Source organism: Neptuniibacter marinus, from assembly GCF_001597725.1.
Classification (GTDB): Bacteria; Pseudomonadota; Gammaproteobacteria; order Pseudomonadales; family Balneatricaceae; genus Neptuniibacter; species Neptuniibacter marinus.
In genome coordinates this window covers 128,085-148,212 of record NZ_LUTR01000005.1, presented here as the reverse complement: position 1 = coordinate 148,212, position 20,128 = coordinate 128,085, and the positions used below count along the sequence as shown (strand labels likewise).

General features: G+C 42.0%; 16 protein-coding genes. 9 read left to right on the top strand and 7 right to left on the bottom strand.

Features of this window, described 5'->3' with window-relative positions; genetic code table 11:
- Positions 1 to 445: 445 nt before the first annotated feature.
- A complete protein-coding gene (locus A3774_RS06500) occupies positions 446 to 1,414 on the bottom strand; it encodes a transposase (RefSeq protein WP_067864977.1) in 969 nt (322 codons plus the stop codon).
- Positions 1,415 to 1,530: 116 nt separating this feature from the next.
- Positions 1,531 to 2,067 carry a transposase gene (locus A3774_RS06495; RefSeq protein ID WP_197468019.1) on the bottom strand — a complete coding sequence of 179 codons (537 nt, stop codon included), beginning with the start codon at positions 2,065 to 2,067 and terminating at the stop codon, positions 1,531 to 1,533.
- Between the two features lie 362 nt (positions 2,068 to 2,429).
- Here A3774_RS06495 and A3774_RS06490 point away from each other — a divergent pair, with 362 nt between their 5' ends.
- Both A3774_RS06490 and A3774_RS06485 read left to right on the top strand, forming a co-directional pair.
- Positions 2,430 to 2,783 (top strand): DOPA 4,5-dioxygenase family protein, encoded by a 354-nt coding sequence (locus A3774_RS06490; protein WP_067864975.1) that lies wholly within the window; start codon positions 2,430 to 2,432, stop codon positions 2,781 to 2,783.
- A gap of 306 nt (positions 2,784 to 3,089) precedes the next feature.
- Positions 3,090 to 3,482: a VOC family protein gene (locus A3774_RS06485; protein ID WP_067864973.1), complete on the top strand. Its 393-nt coding sequence runs from the start codon at positions 3,090 to 3,092 to the stop codon at positions 3,480 to 3,482.
- 145 nt (positions 3,483 to 3,627) lie between these two features.
- On the opposite strand, the gene A3774_RS06480 is transcribed toward A3774_RS06485, so the two are convergent.
- Complete coding sequence (locus A3774_RS06480) at positions 3,628 to 5,490, bottom strand: methyl-accepting chemotaxis protein (RefSeq protein WP_067864971.1); 1,863 nt, start codon at positions 5,488 to 5,490, stop codon at positions 3,628 to 3,630.
- 428 nt (positions 5,491 to 5,918) lie between these two features.
- Here A3774_RS06480 and A3774_RS06475 point away from each other — a divergent pair, with 428 nt between their 5' ends.
- Positions 5,919 to 6,938 (top strand): methyltransferase, encoded by a 1,020-nt coding sequence (locus tag A3774_RS06475; RefSeq protein WP_067864967.1) that lies wholly within the window; start codon positions 5,919 to 5,921, stop codon positions 6,936 to 6,938.
- A gap of 128 nt (positions 6,939 to 7,066) precedes the next feature.
- Here A3774_RS06475 and A3774_RS06470 read toward each other — a convergent pair whose 3' ends face one another.
- Positions 7,067 to 8,008 carry a LysR family transcriptional regulator gene (locus A3774_RS06470; RefSeq protein WP_067864966.1) on the bottom strand — a complete coding sequence of 314 codons (942 nt, stop codon included), beginning with the start codon at positions 8,006 to 8,008 and terminating at the stop codon, positions 7,067 to 7,069.
- Positions 8,009 to 8,130: 122 nt separating this feature from the next.
- On the opposite strand from A3774_RS06470, the gene A3774_RS06465 reads away from it, so the two are divergent.
- The 6 genes from A3774_RS06465 (at position 8,131) to A3774_RS06440 (ending at position 16,545) form a co-directional block, all read left to right on the top strand.
- Positions 8,131 to 9,312, top strand: a complete 1,182-nt coding sequence (locus tag A3774_RS06465; RefSeq protein ID WP_067864964.1) for an efflux RND transporter periplasmic adaptor subunit — start codon at positions 8,131 to 8,133, stop codon at positions 9,310 to 9,312.
- A gap of 13 nt (positions 9,313 to 9,325) precedes the next feature.
- Positions 9,326 to 12,490, top strand: coding sequence for an efflux RND transporter permease subunit (locus A3774_RS06460; RefSeq protein ID WP_067864953.1), 3,165 nt, complete (start codon positions 9,326 to 9,328; stop codon positions 12,488 to 12,490).
- Positions 12,483 to 13,886, top strand: a complete 1,404-nt coding sequence (locus A3774_RS06455) for a TolC family protein (RefSeq protein WP_067864950.1) — start codon at positions 12,483 to 12,485, stop codon at positions 13,884 to 13,886. Before A3774_RS06460 ends, A3774_RS06455 begins: the two co-directional genes overlap by 8 nt.
- Before the next feature lie 38 nt (positions 13,887 to 13,924).
- Positions 13,925 to 14,932: a zinc-binding dehydrogenase gene (locus tag A3774_RS06450; RefSeq protein ID WP_197468018.1), complete on the top strand. Its 1,008-nt coding sequence runs from the start codon at positions 13,925 to 13,927 to the stop codon at positions 14,930 to 14,932.
- A gap of 280 nt (positions 14,933 to 15,212) precedes the next feature.
- Positions 15,213 to 15,500, top strand: a complete 288-nt coding sequence (locus A3774_RS06445) for a putative quinol monooxygenase (protein ID WP_067864944.1) — start codon at positions 15,213 to 15,215, stop codon at positions 15,498 to 15,500.
- A 133-nt stretch (positions 15,501 to 15,633) separates the two neighbouring features.
- Positions 15,634 to 16,545, top strand: coding sequence for a sensor domain-containing diguanylate cyclase (locus tag A3774_RS06440; RefSeq protein WP_067864941.1), 912 nt, complete (start codon positions 15,634 to 15,636; stop codon positions 16,543 to 16,545).
- 109 nt (positions 16,546 to 16,654) lie between these two features.
- Here the strand turns inward: A3774_RS06440 and A3774_RS06435 are convergent, their stop codons facing one another.
- Genes A3774_RS06435 through A3774_RS06425 form a run of 3 tightly spaced genes read right to left on the bottom strand, consistent with a single transcriptional unit; the run spans position 16,655 to position 20,052 of the window.
- Entirely contained in the window at positions 16,655 to 17,890 is a 1,236-nt protein-coding gene (locus tag A3774_RS06435; protein ID WP_067864938.1) for an SAM-dependent methyltransferase, read from the bottom strand.
- Entirely contained in the window at positions 17,877 to 18,686 is an 810-nt protein-coding gene (locus A3774_RS06430) for a DUF1365 domain-containing protein (protein ID WP_067864936.1), read from the bottom strand. The genes A3774_RS06435 and A3774_RS06430 overlap by 14 nt, the downstream gene beginning before the upstream one ends.
- On the bottom strand, positions 18,679 to 20,052 hold the full coding sequence (locus A3774_RS06425) for an NAD(P)/FAD-dependent oxidoreductase (RefSeq protein WP_067864934.1): 1,374 nt from the start codon (positions 20,050 to 20,052) through the stop codon (positions 18,679 to 18,681). Before A3774_RS06425 ends, A3774_RS06430 begins: the two co-directional genes overlap by 8 nt.
- Positions 20,053 to 20,128: the final 76 nt, after the last annotated feature.

The following is a 20,128-nucleotide window of genomic DNA, read 5'->3' as shown; positions in this document are numbered from 1 at the left end:
TTATTCTTAATGTTCAGGCCTTCACCATGTATCAGCCATTACGCTGACCGTTGGGCTACTATGCCGTCTGCTGACTTAAATAAACAGGGACATGCTAAATAAACAGGGACAGGTAAATAAACAAGGACAGGCACTTTTAAAAATGCTGACTTATAAATAAACAAGGACAGGCACTTTTAAAAATGCTGACTTAAATAAAAAAATAAACAGGGACAGGCACTTTTAAATAAATAAACAGGGACAGGAAATAAACAGGGACAGGCACTTTTAAAAAAGGTCCCTTCATTTTTTCGTTACAGGTTTTACAGTTAGGTTTTGTTTACATTTCAAGTGGCTGATCGATGGTTTTAAGTGTTTATTGGGAGGTATTCGGTGTTTTTGATGTAGCGGTATCTCTCAGCGATTGAGCTGATATTTTATCGGTTGTAGATAAGAAAGGGTGAAGTTAGGCCGCTTGGTTATGCCTTCGTTTTCGTGCGAATTTTTTGTGATAAAGCCTTTCAAACTGAGTGGCGTTATTCAGCCATTCTTCTTGGTTTATTTCTAATCTTTCTAGTATGGGTGGTAGGTGTGCGGATATAGCTCCGCGTTTGTCATCGCGTAAGATTCGGCCTGTCATATCGACTAAGGTTAGATAATCCTCTAGGCTGAATAGAATACCCTGCTGTTCTTTGTTTCGGATATTTCCTTCAAATTGTGCCAGAGGTTTTACAGGGGATTGGAAATATTGCAAAGCAAGCAGTGCTTTTTGAGAGTCTATCGCGGATGTTGAATTGAATTCCGGATTTATGCGCTCTTTGATACTTGTATGCTTTGAGCCTTCCGGTGTTTTAGCCATATCAGCGCGTATAGGGTTTAGATCTACATAGGCCATGCAAGACAGTAATGCTTCTTCGGTTAGTAGGGCTTGCGATTTATAACGAGACTCCCAGAAGTGGCCAGTGCACTTGTCTTCTTGGTTAGCTTGGCGAGCAATGGGTTCATTTAGACATTTCATAAACCAACTAAGGTTAGCTAAGCGTTCCCGGTAGACTTCTATCATATCACTCACTGTATCGAGTTGAGCTTTGCTGAGAGGCTCACCTGATTGCCATTGCTGAATCAGTAAGGGACCTTTGAATAAACTTAACCAACGCGTTACAACTTCGGTATTTGACCAATTTTGTGCTTGAGTAGGGCAGAGTTTAATCACAATATGAAGATGGTTTGACATCACGGCATAGGCGCAGATATCAATGGAAAAGAGTGAAGATAGAATGCGTATACGGTCTTCGATCCATTGACGACGGTGTTCGTAGTCTTTACCTGTTGAGTGATCCAAGCCACATAAAAACGAGCGGCGAACACAACGAGAAACAATATGGTAATAGGGGGTATCTTGAACGGATACGAGTTCCTTTCTTGGGCGAGTCATCGGTAAATCCTTTTATCGATGTAATGAATAATGCTGGCTTTGATCTTAGGATTGAGTAAGGGTATTGTCAATTTAAGGGTGCCTGTCCCCTCACTTCCTCCAGGGTGCCTGTCCCCTCACTTCTCTGGATTTAAGGGTGCCTGTCCCCTCACTTCTCTGGATTTAAGGGTGCCTGTCCCTTCACTTCTCCTTTCTTGGTTAGCTTGGCGAGCAATGGGTTCATTTAGACATTTCATAAACCAACTAAGGTTAGCTAAGCGTTCCCGGTAGACTTCTATCATATCACTCACTGTATCGAGTTGAGCTTTGCTGAGAGGCTCACCTGATTGCCATTGCTGAATCAGTAAGGGACCTTTGAATAAACTTAACCAACGCGTTACAACTTCGGTATTTGACCAATTTTGTGCTTGAGTAGGGCAGAGTTTAATCACAATATGAAGATGGTTTGACATCACGGCATAGGCGCAGATATCAATGGAAAAGAGTGAAGATAGAATGCGTATACGGTCTTCGATCCATTGACGACGGTGTTCGTAGTCTTTACCTGTTGAGTGATCCAAGCCACATAAAAACGAGCGGCGAACACAACGAGAAACAATATGGTAATAGGGGGTATCTTGAACGGATACGAGTTCCTTTCTTGGGCGAGTCATCGGTAAATCCTTTTATCGATGTAATGAATAATGCTTGGCTTTGATCTTAGGATTGAGTAAAGGTATTGTCAATTTAAGGGTGCCTGTCCCCTCACTTATAAAATTGATGAACCTAATGCAGGTAAAAAATAATAAGTGGGGAGCGACGCTTTTACACCACACTTGAAGCTTTGGCAAAGGCTGGCCTCCTACTAGGGAGGTTATCATTAGGAAGTCAGCCGAATACTTAATAAGTGCCAAAGCGAAAGGTTAATAGCCGATGAATGCGTCTAATGGGGGGTAAGCAATACCAACCACTTATAGTGTTAATTGTGCTCGGCTTTAATTAAAATTTAAATCTATCTATATAAAAAGGTCCGTTAATGGGTATAGAAAACGCTCCTGTGAATCATCATGATTACTATCATGCCCATGTGTATTTTGAACAGGAAACCTTAGCCTTTGCCACAAAGCTATGTGAACAAGCAGGTGAACGGTTTGGTTTATCGATTGGTAGGGTTCACCAAAAAAATGTGGGGCCTCATCCTAAATGGAGCTGTCAAATAAGCTTTTCATCCAGTGAGTTTGATTTATTTATTCCATGGTTAGAGAAAGAACGTCGTGGTTTAACCGTATTGATCCATGCACTAACCGGTAATAACCTAAAAGATCATACGGATTATGCTTATTGGTTAGGAAAGCCGGCAGAACTTAATTTATCTATATTTAAAAACTAACAAAAAAACATACGAAATAAATTGCGTCGTCTGATGCTTTTAGTTCCGTGGCCGACTTCCGGCCAAAGATTGGCCTTCTTCAAGGGAGACTCTTGCATCGTGCATATAGGTCACTGATACCTAATTAGGGCCATATTCTTTTAAGTTGATTATTGTGATTTTTGATAGACTTTCACAAGGCGTGTGAATTGTGTCACGACCGCTAATAATTGAGTTCTCAGGTGTGTTATATCGCTTAACTTCCAGAGGCAATCCGCACAATGTAAGATCTTACCCTTGAGTTCTTCACACATAAGGGAGTATGGAATGTTTAGTCATGTAATGGTTGGATCAGATGACATTGAAAGATCAAAGAATTTTTATAACTCAGTACTTGGAGTTCTGGGTGTAAAAGAGCCCGTTGTCAATGTTAATGACACAGGGCAGACACGGCTTTTATATATTCATAATGATTCGATTTTCTGCGTAACTGAGCCAATAAACGGTAAGCCAATGAGTGCAGCTAATGGTTCCACTATTGGTTTTACATGCGATTCGTCAGAGCAAGTAAAAGAGTTACATGACGTTGCCGTAGCAAATGGAGGAACTAGTATTGAAAGTCCTCCAGGTTTGCGAAATAACACAACGGGGAAAAAACATTTGTGTTATTTCTTAGACCCAGATGGTCATAAAATTTGTGGCATGTACCGTTGCGATTAGCTATGCCATACAAGTTGCGTAAACGGACAAAAAAACAGTTGGCTATAGCTCGATATACGAGCTGTTTTTAGGCTCAATGTATATCAAATGTCAGTTACTATTCTAAAGCTCTTAAGCTAAGTCTGGGGTTTGCTTTATGTTCCCCTTAAGGGATATGAATTCTTGATGCTTTTAAGGGTTTAGGGTCTAAATTGAATTTTTGACAGTGGGCCTCATAACGTGATTTCAGTTCAGGCTCTCCCAATAAATTGCCGGGCTCGTCACGATACGAGCCATTGCCATCGAGAACGCTACCTTGCCATTTTTGTTCAATCGCCGTGCGCTCTTTCTGTTGCTTAAACCAATGGATAAAACGATTGGCTTGGGCTAATAGGCGATAGCTAGAGGCGCTGCCATTAACCACCATGGTATAGAAAAAAGGACGGGGCGCTAAGTTGCCAGGTATTATTTCAATTTTATCGTACCAAGGGCTTGCTGGGTTTTTACATGCCCAATAGTAGATAGGTAGATCAATACCAAATGCATCGACAACACCGTCAGCAAGGCAGTGGTGGATACGAGATTGATCGGAGTATGCAATTAGGTTATTGAGAGCGATGTTGCCACCCGGTTTTTTTTCGTTACTACTCCAGCGGATGCCAAGGTCCTCTAAGATCATTAAGGCTGCTGGGTCGTTGACCACGCCGACAACTTTATTTTGTAGATCTTGGATGGTGTTGATTCGATGGTCTCCTTTGCGGCGAGCTAGTATCCAAGGCAGGTAGGTATACGCATCGGAATAGGCAACATTGTCATATTCGGCCGAGGGCGGTAAGGCGCTGATGACGATATCTGCGGGTGGTTGGCCAAACTTTTTACCTGATGTTAGCATTTCTGTACACATATCCCATGGCGCTTCGATAAATTCGCATGTAACCCCGAGATAGCGGGCAAATGCGAGTGCATAATCAACATCTAAGCCTTTCAGTGGTTCGCCTAATTTTTCACGGAATGATAAGCCAACAAAACTAGGTTCGATGGCAACACGTAGTTTGCCTCTACGGATTATGTCGTCTAATTGGTCATGCCCAGGATCAGCAACGAGGTATAATTTGTTGAGTGTTTGATTGATCGCTTTAGAGGCTAGATGGACATCTGTACTATTAATATCGACTTGATCTAACCCTTTCGACATAGCTTCGACAACATGGTTAATCAGCTGGTTTTTATTACTGATTCGCTGCATTGAGCCGTTGCTCATTTCTAGGGTTTCAAAGATGACCGTGGTATTCTCCATAACAGCACTAAGCTGTGTAGCAATCGAGTTAAATAGTTCGGTTAATTGCTCTGTGGCCGATTGGGTAACATGGACAAAATTATTCAATTTTTCGGTATTGGCTACGCTAATGTTGCTTAGCTCAGTATTTACTTGTGAAAAGTCGAGTTGTTCGGCTGCTTGATGGGCTTGCTCAGTGGTGATATTTGCAAGGCGTCTCACTTCATCAGCAACTACAGAAAACCCTCGGCCATGTTCACCCGCTCGAGCAGCTTCAATCGATGCATTAAGTGCTAAAAGATTAATCCCTTTACCTATTTTAAGAATACCATCAAGTACCTCGCTTACATTACTAGATTTATCAGCAAGGGAACTGCTTATCGCATCCAATGATTGAGTAATTGAGCTATTCACTTCATCTACTTCTGTTTTTATTTGTTGCTGAAGCGAGCTTACCTTAGTGTTTGAGCTGTTTAAGTAATCGTTGGCAACGTTTAATTCGTCATCTAGTTTTGCGGCACGTTGGTTAATCTCTGAGAGAAAGTTTTCCTGTGCTTCTAAAGCTCTGAAAATTTGGCGAGAGAGTTGTGCCGTTTGGCTGCTAATTAGTTGTAATGCGCGATAGAGGCGCTTTTCATCATCAGATAAGTGGGATGTGTTGATAGTGGGTGGAACGGGGGCGTGGATAATAGGCGCCATGGTATTTGACGTTGCATTTTTTGATCTACTAAAGAGTTTATTTAATAGTGTCATGACTCATTCCAATAGGGTGCCCAGTAAGCAATATTCATAAGCAAATCTTGTTCCACATGAATATAAAATTCATATCAGGAATAAAATTAACTTATTATCGCCATATTATGTCTATCTAGTGGGCGGTTATAACTCAAATAGGTGGCGTAATGGTATGAGAAGTCATATCAGATGACTTGTAGGTAAGTCTCTTTGCACTACTGTTGTGCTTATTTGTCACAAAAATGTGCATCGGAGTACTTGGGTAGCGGTAAAGCTAGGTGCAACAGACTGTCGCTAAATGTGGAGCATATAGGTTTGTATGCAGCTAGACTCATTTGTAATTCCTTTTATAAACAATGCATTATGTCTATGGCATATAGTTTGCTTTTGATCTTGTTTAACAATAATAAGTAAAGGAATACGCCGACGGTGGCGTAAAGTATTCTATGTCATTATCTGAAATCAATCCTATTCAGCGTATCAATGAGCTTTACTGGGGATTTGTTATCTCTAGAGCTATTCATGTGGCAGCCAAATTAGGTATTGCTGACCATGTAGATCAGCAGGGTGTGCATGTTAAAACGGTGGCTGAAAAACTCTCGATCAATGAAGACCGCCTTTATCGCTTGATGCGCCTACTTGCATCCTATGAAATCTTTCAAGAAACCGATAAGTTTGTTTTTACTACCACGGCCTTTTCCGACGCGATTAGCACTAGCACTGAAGGCAATTTCTCTGTACGTAATGCTGCGCATATGGTTACAAAATCCATGTGGGAGGCATACGGTCACTTAGAACATAGTGTGCGTACGGGCGAAGATAGTTATACCGATCTTTTTGGTAAAGGTGTATTTGAGCATCTTGATGATGAAGCTGAAGAAAATGATCAATTTGCGCGAGCGATGCATAACTATGCCGAGTTAGAAAATCCGGTTATTGCAGAATGCTGCCCTGTGGGTCATCTGCACTCTGTGGTTGATGTGGGTGGTGGCCAAGGTGGCTTCTTGAAGGAAATTCTTGCACAACATACTCAGCTCAATGGGATGCTTTTTGATCAGCCTCTTATTATTGAACAGGCCACGCATATCGAGGAAAACTCGGTACTTAACTTACGCTTTGATAAAAGTGGCGGCAGTTTTTTTGAAAAGGTTCCGGCCGGCGCAGATGCTTATTTCCTAAAAAGAATCCTACATGACTGGAGTGATGAGGATTGCTGTAAAATACTGAAAACCGTTAAAGCTGCCATGATGCCTGAGAGTAAACTCTATGTGATCGATGCGATTGTACCTGAGGGGAATGTCCCGCATTTCTCAAAAGAGATTGAAGCGTTTCTTATGACATGGGGTGGGCAAGAGCGAGATCTGGTTGAATTTGACAAGCTTTGTAAAAAAACGGGGCTCAAAATAACGTCAGTGATTGAAACACCCACGCCGTTGTCGGTATTAGAGATCCAAATCGCTAACTAAGCGGTTCATCCGCTAAAACTATATAGACAAAACCTGACCCTAATTGCAGCGGTAGGTTTTGTGCTTAACATGGATAAGCCGTTTGCAGACTCACATTTGTGGGGAAGGGGGTTAGGGATAGGTAAGTGTTATTGGTACATGTCATCAAAACCTGGAATGTTGTTTTCCCAAATGGGTTTGCCTTTTCCTATGAATTCTCGTACGGCATCAAAGAAAAGTTGTGTACGTACGGGGAGTTCTCGGTGTGGATAGATGGCATAAAGGTGATTAAATTCAGGCAATTTAATATGGGTCAAAATTGGTGTTAATAAGCCTTTTTTTATTTCATCAGAGACCAGAAATGCAGGTGAAACAAAGTAGGTGCTTCCGGATAAGGCTTTTAAACGAATCGAATCCCCGTCATTGGACCTGAACGTACTGCGGATGGGTACAGCAACTTCTACACCTTGGTCATTGATGTAACTGACCTCATCTATACGTAAGGTCTTGCTGGCATAACTTGCCGCAGGTAATTTTGCGAGTTCTTCAAGTGTTGCGGGTTCTCCATACGTTTGTAGGAATTCCGGCGTGGCTAAAATGACTAGGCGGTTTCGAGCCAGTGGACGTGAAATTAAATTTGAGACTTTAGGTTGGCCAATGCGAAAAGCAAGATCATAACCTTCGCCAACTACATCGACCATACGATCGTCTAAGTTTAATTCGACTTCTACCTGCGGGAAGCGCTTTTGAAAATCGTTTATTACAGGGAGTAAATAGCGTCGCCCAATAATAGCGGAGCTGGTTATTTTTAAGAGGCCGCGGGGTTCGGTGTGATAGTTTTCGGCAATTTGTATGGTTTCACTTAGTAAAAAGCGCATTTCGGTGGCTTTTTTGACCATCTCAGCGCCAGCGGCTGTTAGGGATATCGTACGGGTCGAACGGTTGAGTAAGCGTACGCCTAACTCTTCCTCTAGTTTATTCATCTGTTTGGAAACAACTGAACGATCTATACGGTTAGATTCAGCAACTTTTGCGAAGTTACCAAGTTCAACAACATCTAAAAACATCAGTAAGCGGCTCGTTGTATCCATGAAACTACCCTGTTTAAAAAGCTATTGGTGCCATTTTTGCACTAATCAAATGATAAATTGATTCTATTTTAACACACTCATAACCTTTATGATGATTGCAATTAAATTTAGAGGGATAGGCTATGTCATTCAGTAAACCTAAAAAAGTAGTGGCTATAAGTGTTTTACTTACTGCACTCGTCGCTTGTAGTGAGCCGGCGGAACAAGCAAAAGCCCCTGCACAAATGCCATTGACGCAGATTGATGTAGCGCAAGTTATTTATAAGCCAGTACAAACTTGGTTTACCTACACAACACGTTTAGAGGCACCTCAGCAGGTTGCTTTAAAACCACGTGTGTCTGGTGTTGTGAATACCATTGATTTTGTTGAAGGTCAGCAGGTAAAACAGGGGGATCTATTATTTAGTCTTGATCCACGTCCATTTGAAGCACAGGTTGCAAGCTTAAATGCTCAAGTAGTTAGCGCGGTAGCAGAATATCAACAAGCTAAAAGTGAAGCTGCAAGGGCTACACGCTTACGTAAACGTGATGCAATCTCTTCTGAAGAGGCGGAGTCTAGAGCTACTGCTGCTAAAAAAGCTCAAGCGCAAATTTCTGCTTTAAGAGCGCAGCTTCAAGCCGCTCAGCTGGATTTAGAGTTTACAAAGATCACTGCACCTATTGATGGCATTATCTCTCGTGCTGAGATTACCCGTGGTAACACGGTGAATGCTAATCAAAGCACGCTAACAAGCATTGTGTCTGATCAGAAGATGTATGCGTATTTTGATATTGATGAGCGTACTTGGAATAGCCATTTCGAAGGAGCTAAAGCCAGTGACAATTTACCGGTTGTGATGCAGCTACTCGGTAGCGATAAATATGCATACAACGGCCATGTAGATTTTATTGATAATCAGATTAATACGTCGACAGGTACATTACGTGTACGTGCCACTTTTATTGATGAAGATAATAAGCTGCGTAGTGGTGCATTTGCTCGTATACGTTTAGCGAGCCAAGACGCAACACAACAAGTACTGATTCCTGAAAAAGCGATAGGCACAGACCTCAAAAATCGTTTTGTATTGATTGTTGATGACAAAAATACACTGCAATACCGTCCGATTAGTGTGGGTGACCGTTATGGTGAATTTCGTGCTATCACTTCCGGTTTAGAGGCTAAGGATATTATTGCGGTTAATGGGCCAGCTAAAGTGGGTCCAGGTATGCCAATTGAGCCACGTAAAACCCAATTAAATGCTGACACTGTTGGGTTAACGCTAATTGCACCACTAAACCAACCTTTATTAACTGCTAAGTAATAAGAAGCGGCCCATGAACTTTTCACACTTTTTTATAAAACGGCCAATATTTGCGGCTGTATTATCATTGGTTATTTTAATCGGTGGTGCTATATCACTGTTTCAATTACCGATCAGTGAATACCCAGAAGTGGTACCACCGACGGTTGTCGTTACGGCTAATTACCCTGGTGCTAACCCTAAAGTTATTGCAGAAACCGTTGCAACGCCATTAGAACAGGAGATTAACGGCGTAGAAAGCATGTTGTATATGTTTTCACAAGCAACTAGCGACGGTCGCATGACGCTAACAGTTACTTTTGCCTTAGGAACCGATCTGGATCGTGCTCAAGTACGTGTGCAAAACCGTGTTAACAGCGCGTTACCCCGGTTACCACAAGAAGTACAGCGTTTAGGTGTTGTTGCCAAGAAAGCCTCTCCGAATTTAACCATGGTTGTACACCTATATTCGAAGGAAAAAAGTCGCGAAACCGATTATTTATCGAACTACGCTGACTTGTACGTGAAGGATCAAATTGCACGTATTGGTGGTGTTGGTGAAGTGCGTGTATTCGGTGGTGGTAAATATTCAATGCGCGTTTGGTTAAATCCAGATGCCTTAGCTTCACGCCAGCTTACCGCAGGTGATGTTGTTAACTCATTAAGTGAGCAAAACCAACAGGTTGCTGCTGGTTCTTTGGGGGCTCAGCCTGCGCCTAATGATGCACAGTTCCAAGTGTTGTTAAATGTTAAAGGCCGCTTAACCAGTATCGAAGAATTTGAAGACATTATCATTAAGGTCGATGATGAGGGGGCTATTACTCGTCTGAAAGATATTGCCCGAGTCGAAGTTGGCCAAGACACTTATGCGCTGCGCTCTTTGTTAAATGGTCAGCCAGCAGTTGCGATGCCTATTTTCCAACGACCTGGCTCGAATGCGATTGAACTGTCGGATGAAGTACGTGAAACCATGAAAACGCTTGCAGAAGATTTTCCTGCAGGTGTTAATTATGACATTGTATATGATCCAACAGTCTTCGTTCGTGGATCTATCGAAGCGGTTATTACCACTTTATTAGAAGCCATTGCATTGGTTGTTATTGTGGTTATCGTGTTTTTACAAACATGGCGCGCATCGATTATTCCATTAATCGCAGTTCCTGTTTCGTTGATAGGTACCTTTGCGGTAATGCAGTGGCTGGGCGTGAGTATCAATACCTTATCTTTATTTGGTCTCGTATTGGCCATAGGTATTGTGGTTGACGACGCCATTGTTGTAGTTGAAAACGTTGAACGTAATATTGAGAAAGGCTTATCGCCTGTCGAAGCATCTCGCGTTGCAATGAGCGAAGTAACCGGACCAATTATCGCAATCGCCTTAGTGTTATTAGCGGTATTTATCCCAACGGCTTTTATTACCGGTCTGACAGGGCAGTTTTATAAACAGTTCGCGCTAACGATCACTATTTCGACCGTGATTTCAGCGTTTAACTCGTTAACATTATCCCCAGCACTTTCTGCGTTGCTATTAAAACCGCATGGAGCAAAGCCTGATCTGTTAACGCGAATCCTAAACGCTATTTTTGGACGCTTTATATTCCGACCTTTCAACCGTCTATTTGAAAAAGGCTCATTGGCTTACCAAACGTCAATTAAGAAGCTTATTCGTTTTAGCGTTATTGTTGGCATCATCTATATTGCTTTATTAGGCTCTACTGTTGGTTTATTCAATACCGTACCGGGTGGCTTTATTCCGGCGCAAGATAAGCAGTACTTAGTCTCTATTGCCCAGCTACCGGATGCATCAAGCTTAGATAGAACCGAAGCTGTAGTTAAAGAGATGTCGGCCATTGCTAAAGAGGTTCCGGGTGTTGCAAACATTGTTGCTTTCCCTGGTTTATCGGTCAATGGTTTTACTAACAGTCCTAATAGTGCTGTTGTATTTACACCCCTTAAGGACTTCTCTGAGCGTCAAGGGCCGGGATTGTCAGCTGCAGCTATAGCAGGGGAGTTGAATAAACGGTTCTCCGTGATTGATGAAGCGTTTGTAGCTGTGTTTCCGCCACCACCAATTTTGGGTTTAGGTACCACAGGCGGCTTTAAACTGCAGATTGAGGATCGTTCAAACCAAGGTTTTGAAGCCCTCTTTAACTCCTTGCAAACGGTTATTAATGAAGCACGACAGCGTCCTGAACTGATGGGTCTGTATTCAAGTTTCCGTATCCAAGTACCACAGATGGACATAGAAATAGACCGTGAACAAGCAATGTTGCAGGGTATCGCGTTAGAAGAAGTGTTTAACGCATTACAAATATACCTTGGTTCATTGTATGTGAACGATTTCAATATGTTTGGCCGAACTTATCAAGTTAATGCTCAAGCCGATGCAGACTTTAGATTAGATGCTAAACAGATATTGAATTTAAAAGTCCGTAATAACCAAGGGGCGATGGTACCTCTAGGTGCGGTACTGAGTGCTATACCAACAACGGGCCCTGATCGTGTAATGCATTATAACGGTTACCCAAGTGCAGAATTAAACGGCAGTCCTGCAATGGGGTTCAGTTCAGATCAAGCTCAACAAGCAATTGAAGAGGTTTTGGCAGAGCACTTACCCGAAGGTATTGCTTATGAATGGACGGAAGTAACTTATCAGCAAATTTTGGCGGGTAATACGATGGTGTACATTTTCCCATTAGTTGTATTACTAGTATTTATGGTATTGGCTGCACAGTATGAAAGCCTACGTTTACCATTGGCCATTATTTTGATTGTGCCGATGACTATATTCTCCGCTCTGTGTGGGGTCTGGTTAATTGGTGGTGATAACAATATTTTCACCCAAATCGCTTTAATCGTGCTCGTGGCCTTGGCCTGTAAAAATGCCATATTAATGGTTGAGTTTGCGAAGGAGGAGCAAGAAACTGGATTAACACGTTTAGAGGCTATTGTTCATGCTGGCCGTATGCGTTTACGTCCGATATTAATGACCTCCATAGCCTTTACCGCGGGTGTTGTTCCTCTGGTACTTGCTTCGGGTGCGGGTTCTGAGATGCGTCAGGCTATGGGTATTGCTGTATTCTCCGGCATGATTGGTGTGACGTTCTTTGGCTTGTTATTTACGCCTGTCTTTTATGCTTTAGTTGCTAAAAAGTCAGCGACTGAGATTAGTGACAAGAAGGAAGACGCGCATGTTTAAGTTGAACTTAACATCAACCGCTAAGCTTTCTACATTAGCGGTGGCTATCACCTTGGCGGGCTGCGCAAGCAGCTCTAACCTTGGAGAAAGTAATTTAGAAAAAGAGGCATTTTTTGCAGCTCAAAGTTATGCCGCTGAATTGAGTGAAAGTGGTGCGAATAATCAATGGTGGGAAACCTACCAAAGCCAGCAATTAGATGCTTTTGTTAAGCAAGCACTGCAATCCAATCGTAATTTACAAGCGGCTCAACAGCGCTTAAAAGCGTCCATGGAACAACTTGGTTACGAAGAAGCTCAATATTTACCGCAAGGTGATGTAACCGCATTAGCTAACCGTGAATCAACTGCGGGCGTAATTGAAAGTAACGCCAGTTTAGGTGCTAATTTTAGTTGGCAGCTTGATCTGTTTGGGCGAATCTCCGCCTTGATTAAAGGTGCTGAGGCAAAGAGCTATCAAGCACAAGAGCAAAAAACGCAGTTAGTGGCAGAGATCGTTAGTGGCGTGACCCGAAGCTTTTTTGAGTGGCAAGGTAATCAGCTAAAGTTACAGATTGTTAATCAGCAGATTGTTGCATTAACGGAAAGTATCGATGTATTGCAGGCTCGAGTTGATGAAGGTTTCGCTTCTAAATTAGATATTAATCGTACTTATGCTCAGTTAAATGAGCAAAAAACACTGTTGCCACAGATAGAAACTGCACTGTATCAAAATCAGGCAACATTAGCGGTTCTATTAGGACAAACGCCTGAACAAGTGCAGTTGAGTTTTGAAACAGATCTAATTAACAGTAATCTAATCCAGCCGGTAGCTTTAACTCAGCCAGAGAAGGCGGTGAGCCTACGTCCTGAGATTAGCATTGCCCGTTATCAATTGCTTCAGCAAAGTGCCCTGGCGGACGCAGCGCAAGCGGCATTGTACCCTGATGTTTCCATCTCGGGCTTTGTGGGGTTAATTAATCCTATTGGCGGTCAATTATCGAGTAATGACGATGCTTGGTCGCTGACGCCTAAGCTAAGCTGGTCAATCTTAAGCTGGCCCGCATTAAAGGCGCAGGCAAGAGCTCAAAGCTCACTAAGCCAAGCCGCATTTTCTGATTATGAAAATACGATAGTTAGTGTTATTGCTGAATCACAAACTGCGTTGGTTAGCATGAAGCAGTCAAAAAATCTGTATGAGTTTGCAGAAAAAAGACTACATCACGCTGAAATAGCGCATGAACAAGCTAAGGCAATGTATGAAGAGGGGCAGATGCCTTATCTAGATTTATTGTCAGCTCGTCAAGATGCCTTAGTTGCTGAACAAGCAGCGGTTGATGCAAAAATCGCCTTTATGCTCGCTAAAATCTCTACTTACAAAGCGTTTAGTGGTGGTTGGAGTAGAACACTAGTGTTGTAATTGGTGTTTATATTAAGAAAAAAGAAAAGGTAGTAATTGTGGTTAACATAGCCAGCACGATGGAAGCAATCACCTTGGGAGAAGTCGGGGATGACTTTTCTTTGGTAAAGCAGGAGATGCCCACACCGCAGCGGAAAGAAAGTGAACTGCTGATTCGTGTTGAATATGTTGGCCTTAATCCCATTGATGCAAAATTAGCAAAGTATGGTTTTCCTGATTGGGAATACCCGCACATATTAGGTTTAGATGCTGTAGGTACGGTGGTTGATGCCCCTGTAGGTGTTAGCCCTACGATTGGAGACCAAGTTATGTGGCATTCCAATATTAAGCGGCAGGGAATGTTAGCCTATTACGTTGCGGTACCTAATTTTGCAGTATCTAAATTACCTGAAGGCTTAGCGCCTCAAGTAGCTGCAGCTTTACCGTGCGCTGGTATGGCAGCACTTTTTGCATTGGATAAATTGCAAATTCAAGAAGGTGAAAATCTGCTCATTGATGCAGGTGCAGGTGCCGTTGGTCAATATGCCATTCAATTTGCAAAGCAGCGGGGCGCTACAGTCTATACAATATCGGCTAAGAATACGCACGCCTATTTAAAAAAAATAGGGGCCGACAAGTGTTTTGATTATAACGATAAAAAGTTATTGGATAAATTTAAGTTAGCCTTAGGGCATAGTCAATTTGACGCTGTTGTTGATACTGTGGGTGGCGCAAATACCATTCGTAATATAGAACTATTACGTTTTTGCGGAAGAATTGCCTGTTTAAATGGTTTACCTGAATTGCCCTCCTCATTGTTATTCTATAAAGCCCCGGTTATTAATATTGTTTCTTTAAGTGGCGCTTGGTTAACCGAAAGCTTATGTGCTCAACAAAAGATGAGCTTTATGGGTAATTTGTTAATGAATAGTGTTAACGATGGCAGTATTAAAGCGCCTAGCATTATTCCTGTTTCGTTTGAGGCTGAGGAAATTACTCAAGCTTTAAAACAGCAGCTAAAAGGTTGTGTTTTTGGCAAGCAGGTAGTGCAAGTTCCGACTCAGTAAAACCTTACTTGGTTTGCTTGCAGTGATTCTGCTTGATCCTCAACATTACCGTATTTTATCCTCTGTTACTAAGTGTCCATTTTTAAGTGGCAGGCAACTTGAAAGCGGGATTTTAGGTAAAGCTCTGCCTAGAAAATCTTATGCCTACACAGCATATATCTGCAAACATAAGCTTAAAAATCCTTTCTCCTGCTTGTTTATTTTCTGTGAATTTTGTTGCTTTAACGCTAATGATAGTCCAGTTTGTTAAGCTGATCTTGTCTGTTTTAGAGGGGACGTTTTGCCTAAAATCACACTGCAAGGGTTTATTCTTGTGCCTGACTCCGATCTTGAGAGAGTTAAACGTGAGCTGCCAGAGCATGAAAAACTGACCTTAGAAGAATCCGGTTGTTTAGTTTTTATGGTGACTCCTGATCTAGTCAATAGAAATAAATTTAATGTTTATGAAGAATTCGTGAGCCGCATGGCTTTTGATCATCACCAAGCCAGAGTTCGATCCTCTATATGGGGGGAAGTGACTCAAGGTGTTGAAAGGTATTACCAAATTAGTGAAGATGTTCCTGTGTAGCCTTGTCCGTCGGTAGGCATATAGGTTGTGTGAAGTATTAGTATGCTACATTAAGAGATGTTTTTAATAGCAACTCGGAACTAGTAATCAGCTATAGCGATCCTTATACATATTCTAGTGAGTAGGTGAATAAGTGGAAAATTCCCATGAAGCTTTAAGGCTGATTCTCGATTCAATAACTGAGCATATTGTTGTTATTGATGATATGGGAACGATTCAGTATGCCAATAAAAGTTGGTCAGATTTTGGCAGTAACAATGCTTGCTCTGTTGGTGGAAATTGGCGGGGTATTAATTACATTGATGAATGTGATAAAGCTGCGGCCATGGGGGATGACTTCGGAGAAAAGGCAAGAAATGGCATTTTAAGTGTTATTAACAAAGAGATGCCCGCGTTTTACTTTGAATACCCCTGTCATAGTCCGGATGAAAAACGTTGGTTTATGATGCGAGTGACTTCGCTGCAGATGTCGTGTCAGGATTACTTTGTTATTTCACACCAAAATATTACCGAGAGAAAATTGGCTGAAGAAGAGGTAAGAAATCTTGCTCGGCTTGATGGACTTACTGATATTCCCAATCGTCGAGCGTTTGATGAGTTTCTTTATAATGAGTGGCGGCGATGTTTAAGATTAAAACAACCTATCAGTTTAGCAATAGTCGATTTAGACCATTTTAAACTTCTCAATGATATCTATGGGCACCAATCGGGTGATGAGTGTTTAATCAAGATAGGTGCCTTATTGAAAGAGTTTACTAGTAGACCCGGCGATATTTGTGCGCGATACGGCGGTGAAGAGTTTGCTTTGGTATGGGGTGGGACCTCGCTTGAACAGGCTGAAACGCTTTCAAATAGATTGTTGGAGGAAATTCATGCTTTAAATATCAATAATAGTGATTCACCTATCAACAAGTACCTAACGGCCAGCGTGGGTTTAGCTGAGATGGTTCCCCACTTAGGTTGTAATGAGGGAGAGTTGATTAGCAAAGCCGACAGCATGCTATATAAAGCGAAAGATCAGGGTAGAAATAGAGTTGAATATTAGGCGATAAAAATATGATTCTTTGATCTTCTGAATCAATATGTAAGCATCGCCTCAAGGCTGCTAGGCAGCCCATATGGCATTATTCAGCTAAGATTATTCTCTTGTGGGCTTAAAGCTTTTCGTCCACGTGGGCTAATACATAAAGTCCTACATCAATAGAACCATGTTCAAAACCTCCCTCACAGTAAGCTAGATAGTAGCGCCATAAACGGTGAAAGGTTTCATCAAACCCTTGTGCTTTAATATCTCCCCAGGATTTTTCAAAATCGCTATACCATTCGCGTATGGTTCTGGCGTAGTCTTTACCGAATAGTTGATGTTTTTTAAGTACAAAGCCATGTTCGCTTAGTTTATCTTTAAAGGCTGATACGCTAGGTAACATACCGCCAGGGAATACATAGCGTTGGATAAAATCGGCTTGTTTACGGTAATGATGGAAGCGCTCATCCTCGATGGTTATCACTTGCAGTACCGCTTGGCCTCCAGGTTTTAATACGCGTTTTAAGGTTTCAAAATAAGTATCCCAATGGGCTTCACCGACCGCTTCAAACATCTCAATAGAAACCACCGCATCATATTGGGTATGGAGGTCACGGTAATCGGTTAAACTCAGATGGACTTTATCGGTGAGATTATCATCTTTAATACGTTGTTTAGCCCATTTCAGTTGTTCTTGGGATAAGGTTATGCCGTGAACTTTTAGATCATGCTCTTTGCTTGCTTGGGCTGCAAAACCTCCCCAGCCGCAGCCTATTTCGACCACATGTTCACCCGGTTGGGCATTGAGCAGTTCAAGAATACGCGCGTTTTTTCTTTGCTGAGCTGATAGAAGGGATTCGTCTGAGTGACTATATAACGCAGAAGAATAGGTCATAGAGCTATCAAGCCAGTGTTTGTAAAAATCATTCCCTAAGTCGTAGTGGGCTGCGATATTTTTCCGGCTTCCAGTCAGTGTGTTGTCACGCGTCCAGTGATAGATATTGTGGAGTGTACTTGTCACTATGCGTGCTTTAGATAGCTCCGCTAGGGAGCTTTCATAAGCGAGCGCCCATTTTACTAACTCTGTAAGATTTGAGCTTTCCCATTCTCCCGCTAGATAGCTTTCTGAACCACCATTGATACCGCCAAAAAATAGGCGATAGAGTGGTCGGAAATTGTTTAATTGGATATCGGCTTCTGGCTGATTATGACCAATCTTGCATGTAAAGCCACTTGGTAGCGTTAGGCGAAGCGTGCCTTGATGACCATTCAGTTTTTTATGGAATAGACTAAGGAGCTTTTTTTCAAACCAAGTGGCTTGAGAGTAGGGAGCTTTAAGGGTTGTTTGTTGCTCATAAGCTTTCATAATGGGTCACTCCGCTTTTGTCCTGCCAGCTAATACTGTGTTTTTGTCGTGTGTCTCTAGGCTGTAAACTTAGTTTTTTACGCCATAACCTGAGTGCTTCCCAATGGATAGCTAGAATGACTTTTAAGGTCATTAGGGGGTATTTAAAAAACACTTTTAGTAAGGTTCTATCTGTTAATTCGCTTTGGGTTCCCGTAAATGTCGCTAGCAAAATAGGTTGCCTTGCTCCTAGCGTTGATTGCTCTGTTTGTCGAATGCAGACAGCGACCTTATCTGAAGGCGGGGATATACGAAAAGAGTAGGCGGTATCCATAGGTATAAAAGGGCTTACATACATCTCTTTATTGCAGGAATGCCGTATTTGATCGGCTTTATTATCAACCTCAAGCAGGTAAGTATGTCGCGAGCCGAATGTATTACTGACCTCGTAGAGGATCACATCTAATTGATCATCTTGGTTGTAACAGAAATACACGCTAAGTGGATTGAAAGCATAGCCTAGGATACGTGGATAACAGAGTAGGCGTATTCGATGTGTTGCCTGGTTATAACCCCGTTGAGTTAGTAACTGACGGATGTTTTCAGCTAAGTTGCCGTTACCGCTACCATGATCTTTTTCATTAAATGAAAAAAGATTGAAACGGTTAATAGAGAGCCATCTAAATCGGTCTAAACGGGGTAGCTCATCTATATCTAGGCAAAGTGAGAAAACCTTATAGATAAATCGGTGTTTTGCAGGGCGAAATCGATGATGCATAACGGCCCCTTGATAGAGGCAAGAGCTTAGTTTAACCATGGGCTTTAACCTGTTCAGCTGGGGCTGTTTCTCTACTTTGTGGTTTGCTAACAAAAATACGACTATTTTTGTCTTCGAGTGTCCAAGGTCTAGGTATACCGCCAAGCTGTTCAGCTACGGCGAGACCCGCTTGCAACCCGTCCTCATGGAAACCATAGCCAAAGTAAGCACCACAAAACCAAGTTCGCTTTTTGCCTTGTAGTTGCCATAACTCTTTTTGCATATTAAGAGCACCTTGAGAAAACTCAGGATGGTCATAAAAGAAGGTTCGAATGATACTTCCATCTTGAGGATCTTTTAGCGGGTTAAGTGAAAGAAACAGAGGCAGTTCAGTGTTAAGCGGTTGTAATTGGTTCATCCAATAAGTTACTGATACCTCTTGAGATTGATCCCGTTGTCCAGTGGCGATGTAGTTCCAGCTTGACCAAACCGCTTTACGTTTTGGCATTAAGGATGGATCTGTATGTAAATATGCTTTATTACGCTGATATGGGAAGTGGTTAAGTAAGCGTTTCTCATCATCCGTTGGCGCCTCTAATAAAGCGAGGGCTTGATCCGAATGACAGGCTAGCACTATATCATCGTAGTATTCCCGTTTACCGTGTAGATCTTCAATAATCACATGATCGTCACAACGAATAACTTTATGAATACGGCTATTTAAGCGGATTTTATTCTGTAGGGAATCAGCTATTTTATTAACATAGCAGTGACTTCCGCCGACTACTGTTTTCCATTGAGGGCGATCTTTAAGATGAGTCAGTCCATGATTTTTACAGAAGCGGAGAAAACTGCTGGCCGGGTAGTTTAACATTTTTTCTACAGGCATTGACCAGATCGCGGCACCCATAGGTAGTAGGTGATTATAAATAAAAGTATCACCGTAGTTATGGTGGTGTAAAAGCTCTCCTAATGTCAGTTCATTGATATCTGATTGAGCTAACATTGTGTTTGCATCGTTATAAAATCTAAGCAACTCACGAACCATTTGCCAAAAGCCAGGCTTTATCATATTGCGCTTTTGCGCGAGCAAACCGGATAAACCGGTACCAGAATATTCCAGTGCACCTTGGTTTATAGATACAGCGAAAGACATGTCCGTTCCACAGGTATTGATTTTTAGTGTTTCAAAAAGCTTCACTAGGTTCGGGTAATTTGGAGGGTTAAAAACAATGAAACCTGTATCTACGTCAACCTGCGTACCTTGAATATCGCAAGTGACTGTATTTGAGTGCCCACCTAGTCTATCGTCCTTTTCGTACAGTGTTACATCGTGTGCTGTGTTTAACAGCCAAGCACAGCTTAGTCCTGAAATACCAGAACCGATCACTGCAATTCTTTTTGGACGAATAGAGACAATATTCATTTTATGATCCATATTTAATTATATATTCATCGCTTGTTACGCAGGGTGAAGAAAAAAAGATCATGTACTATGCATA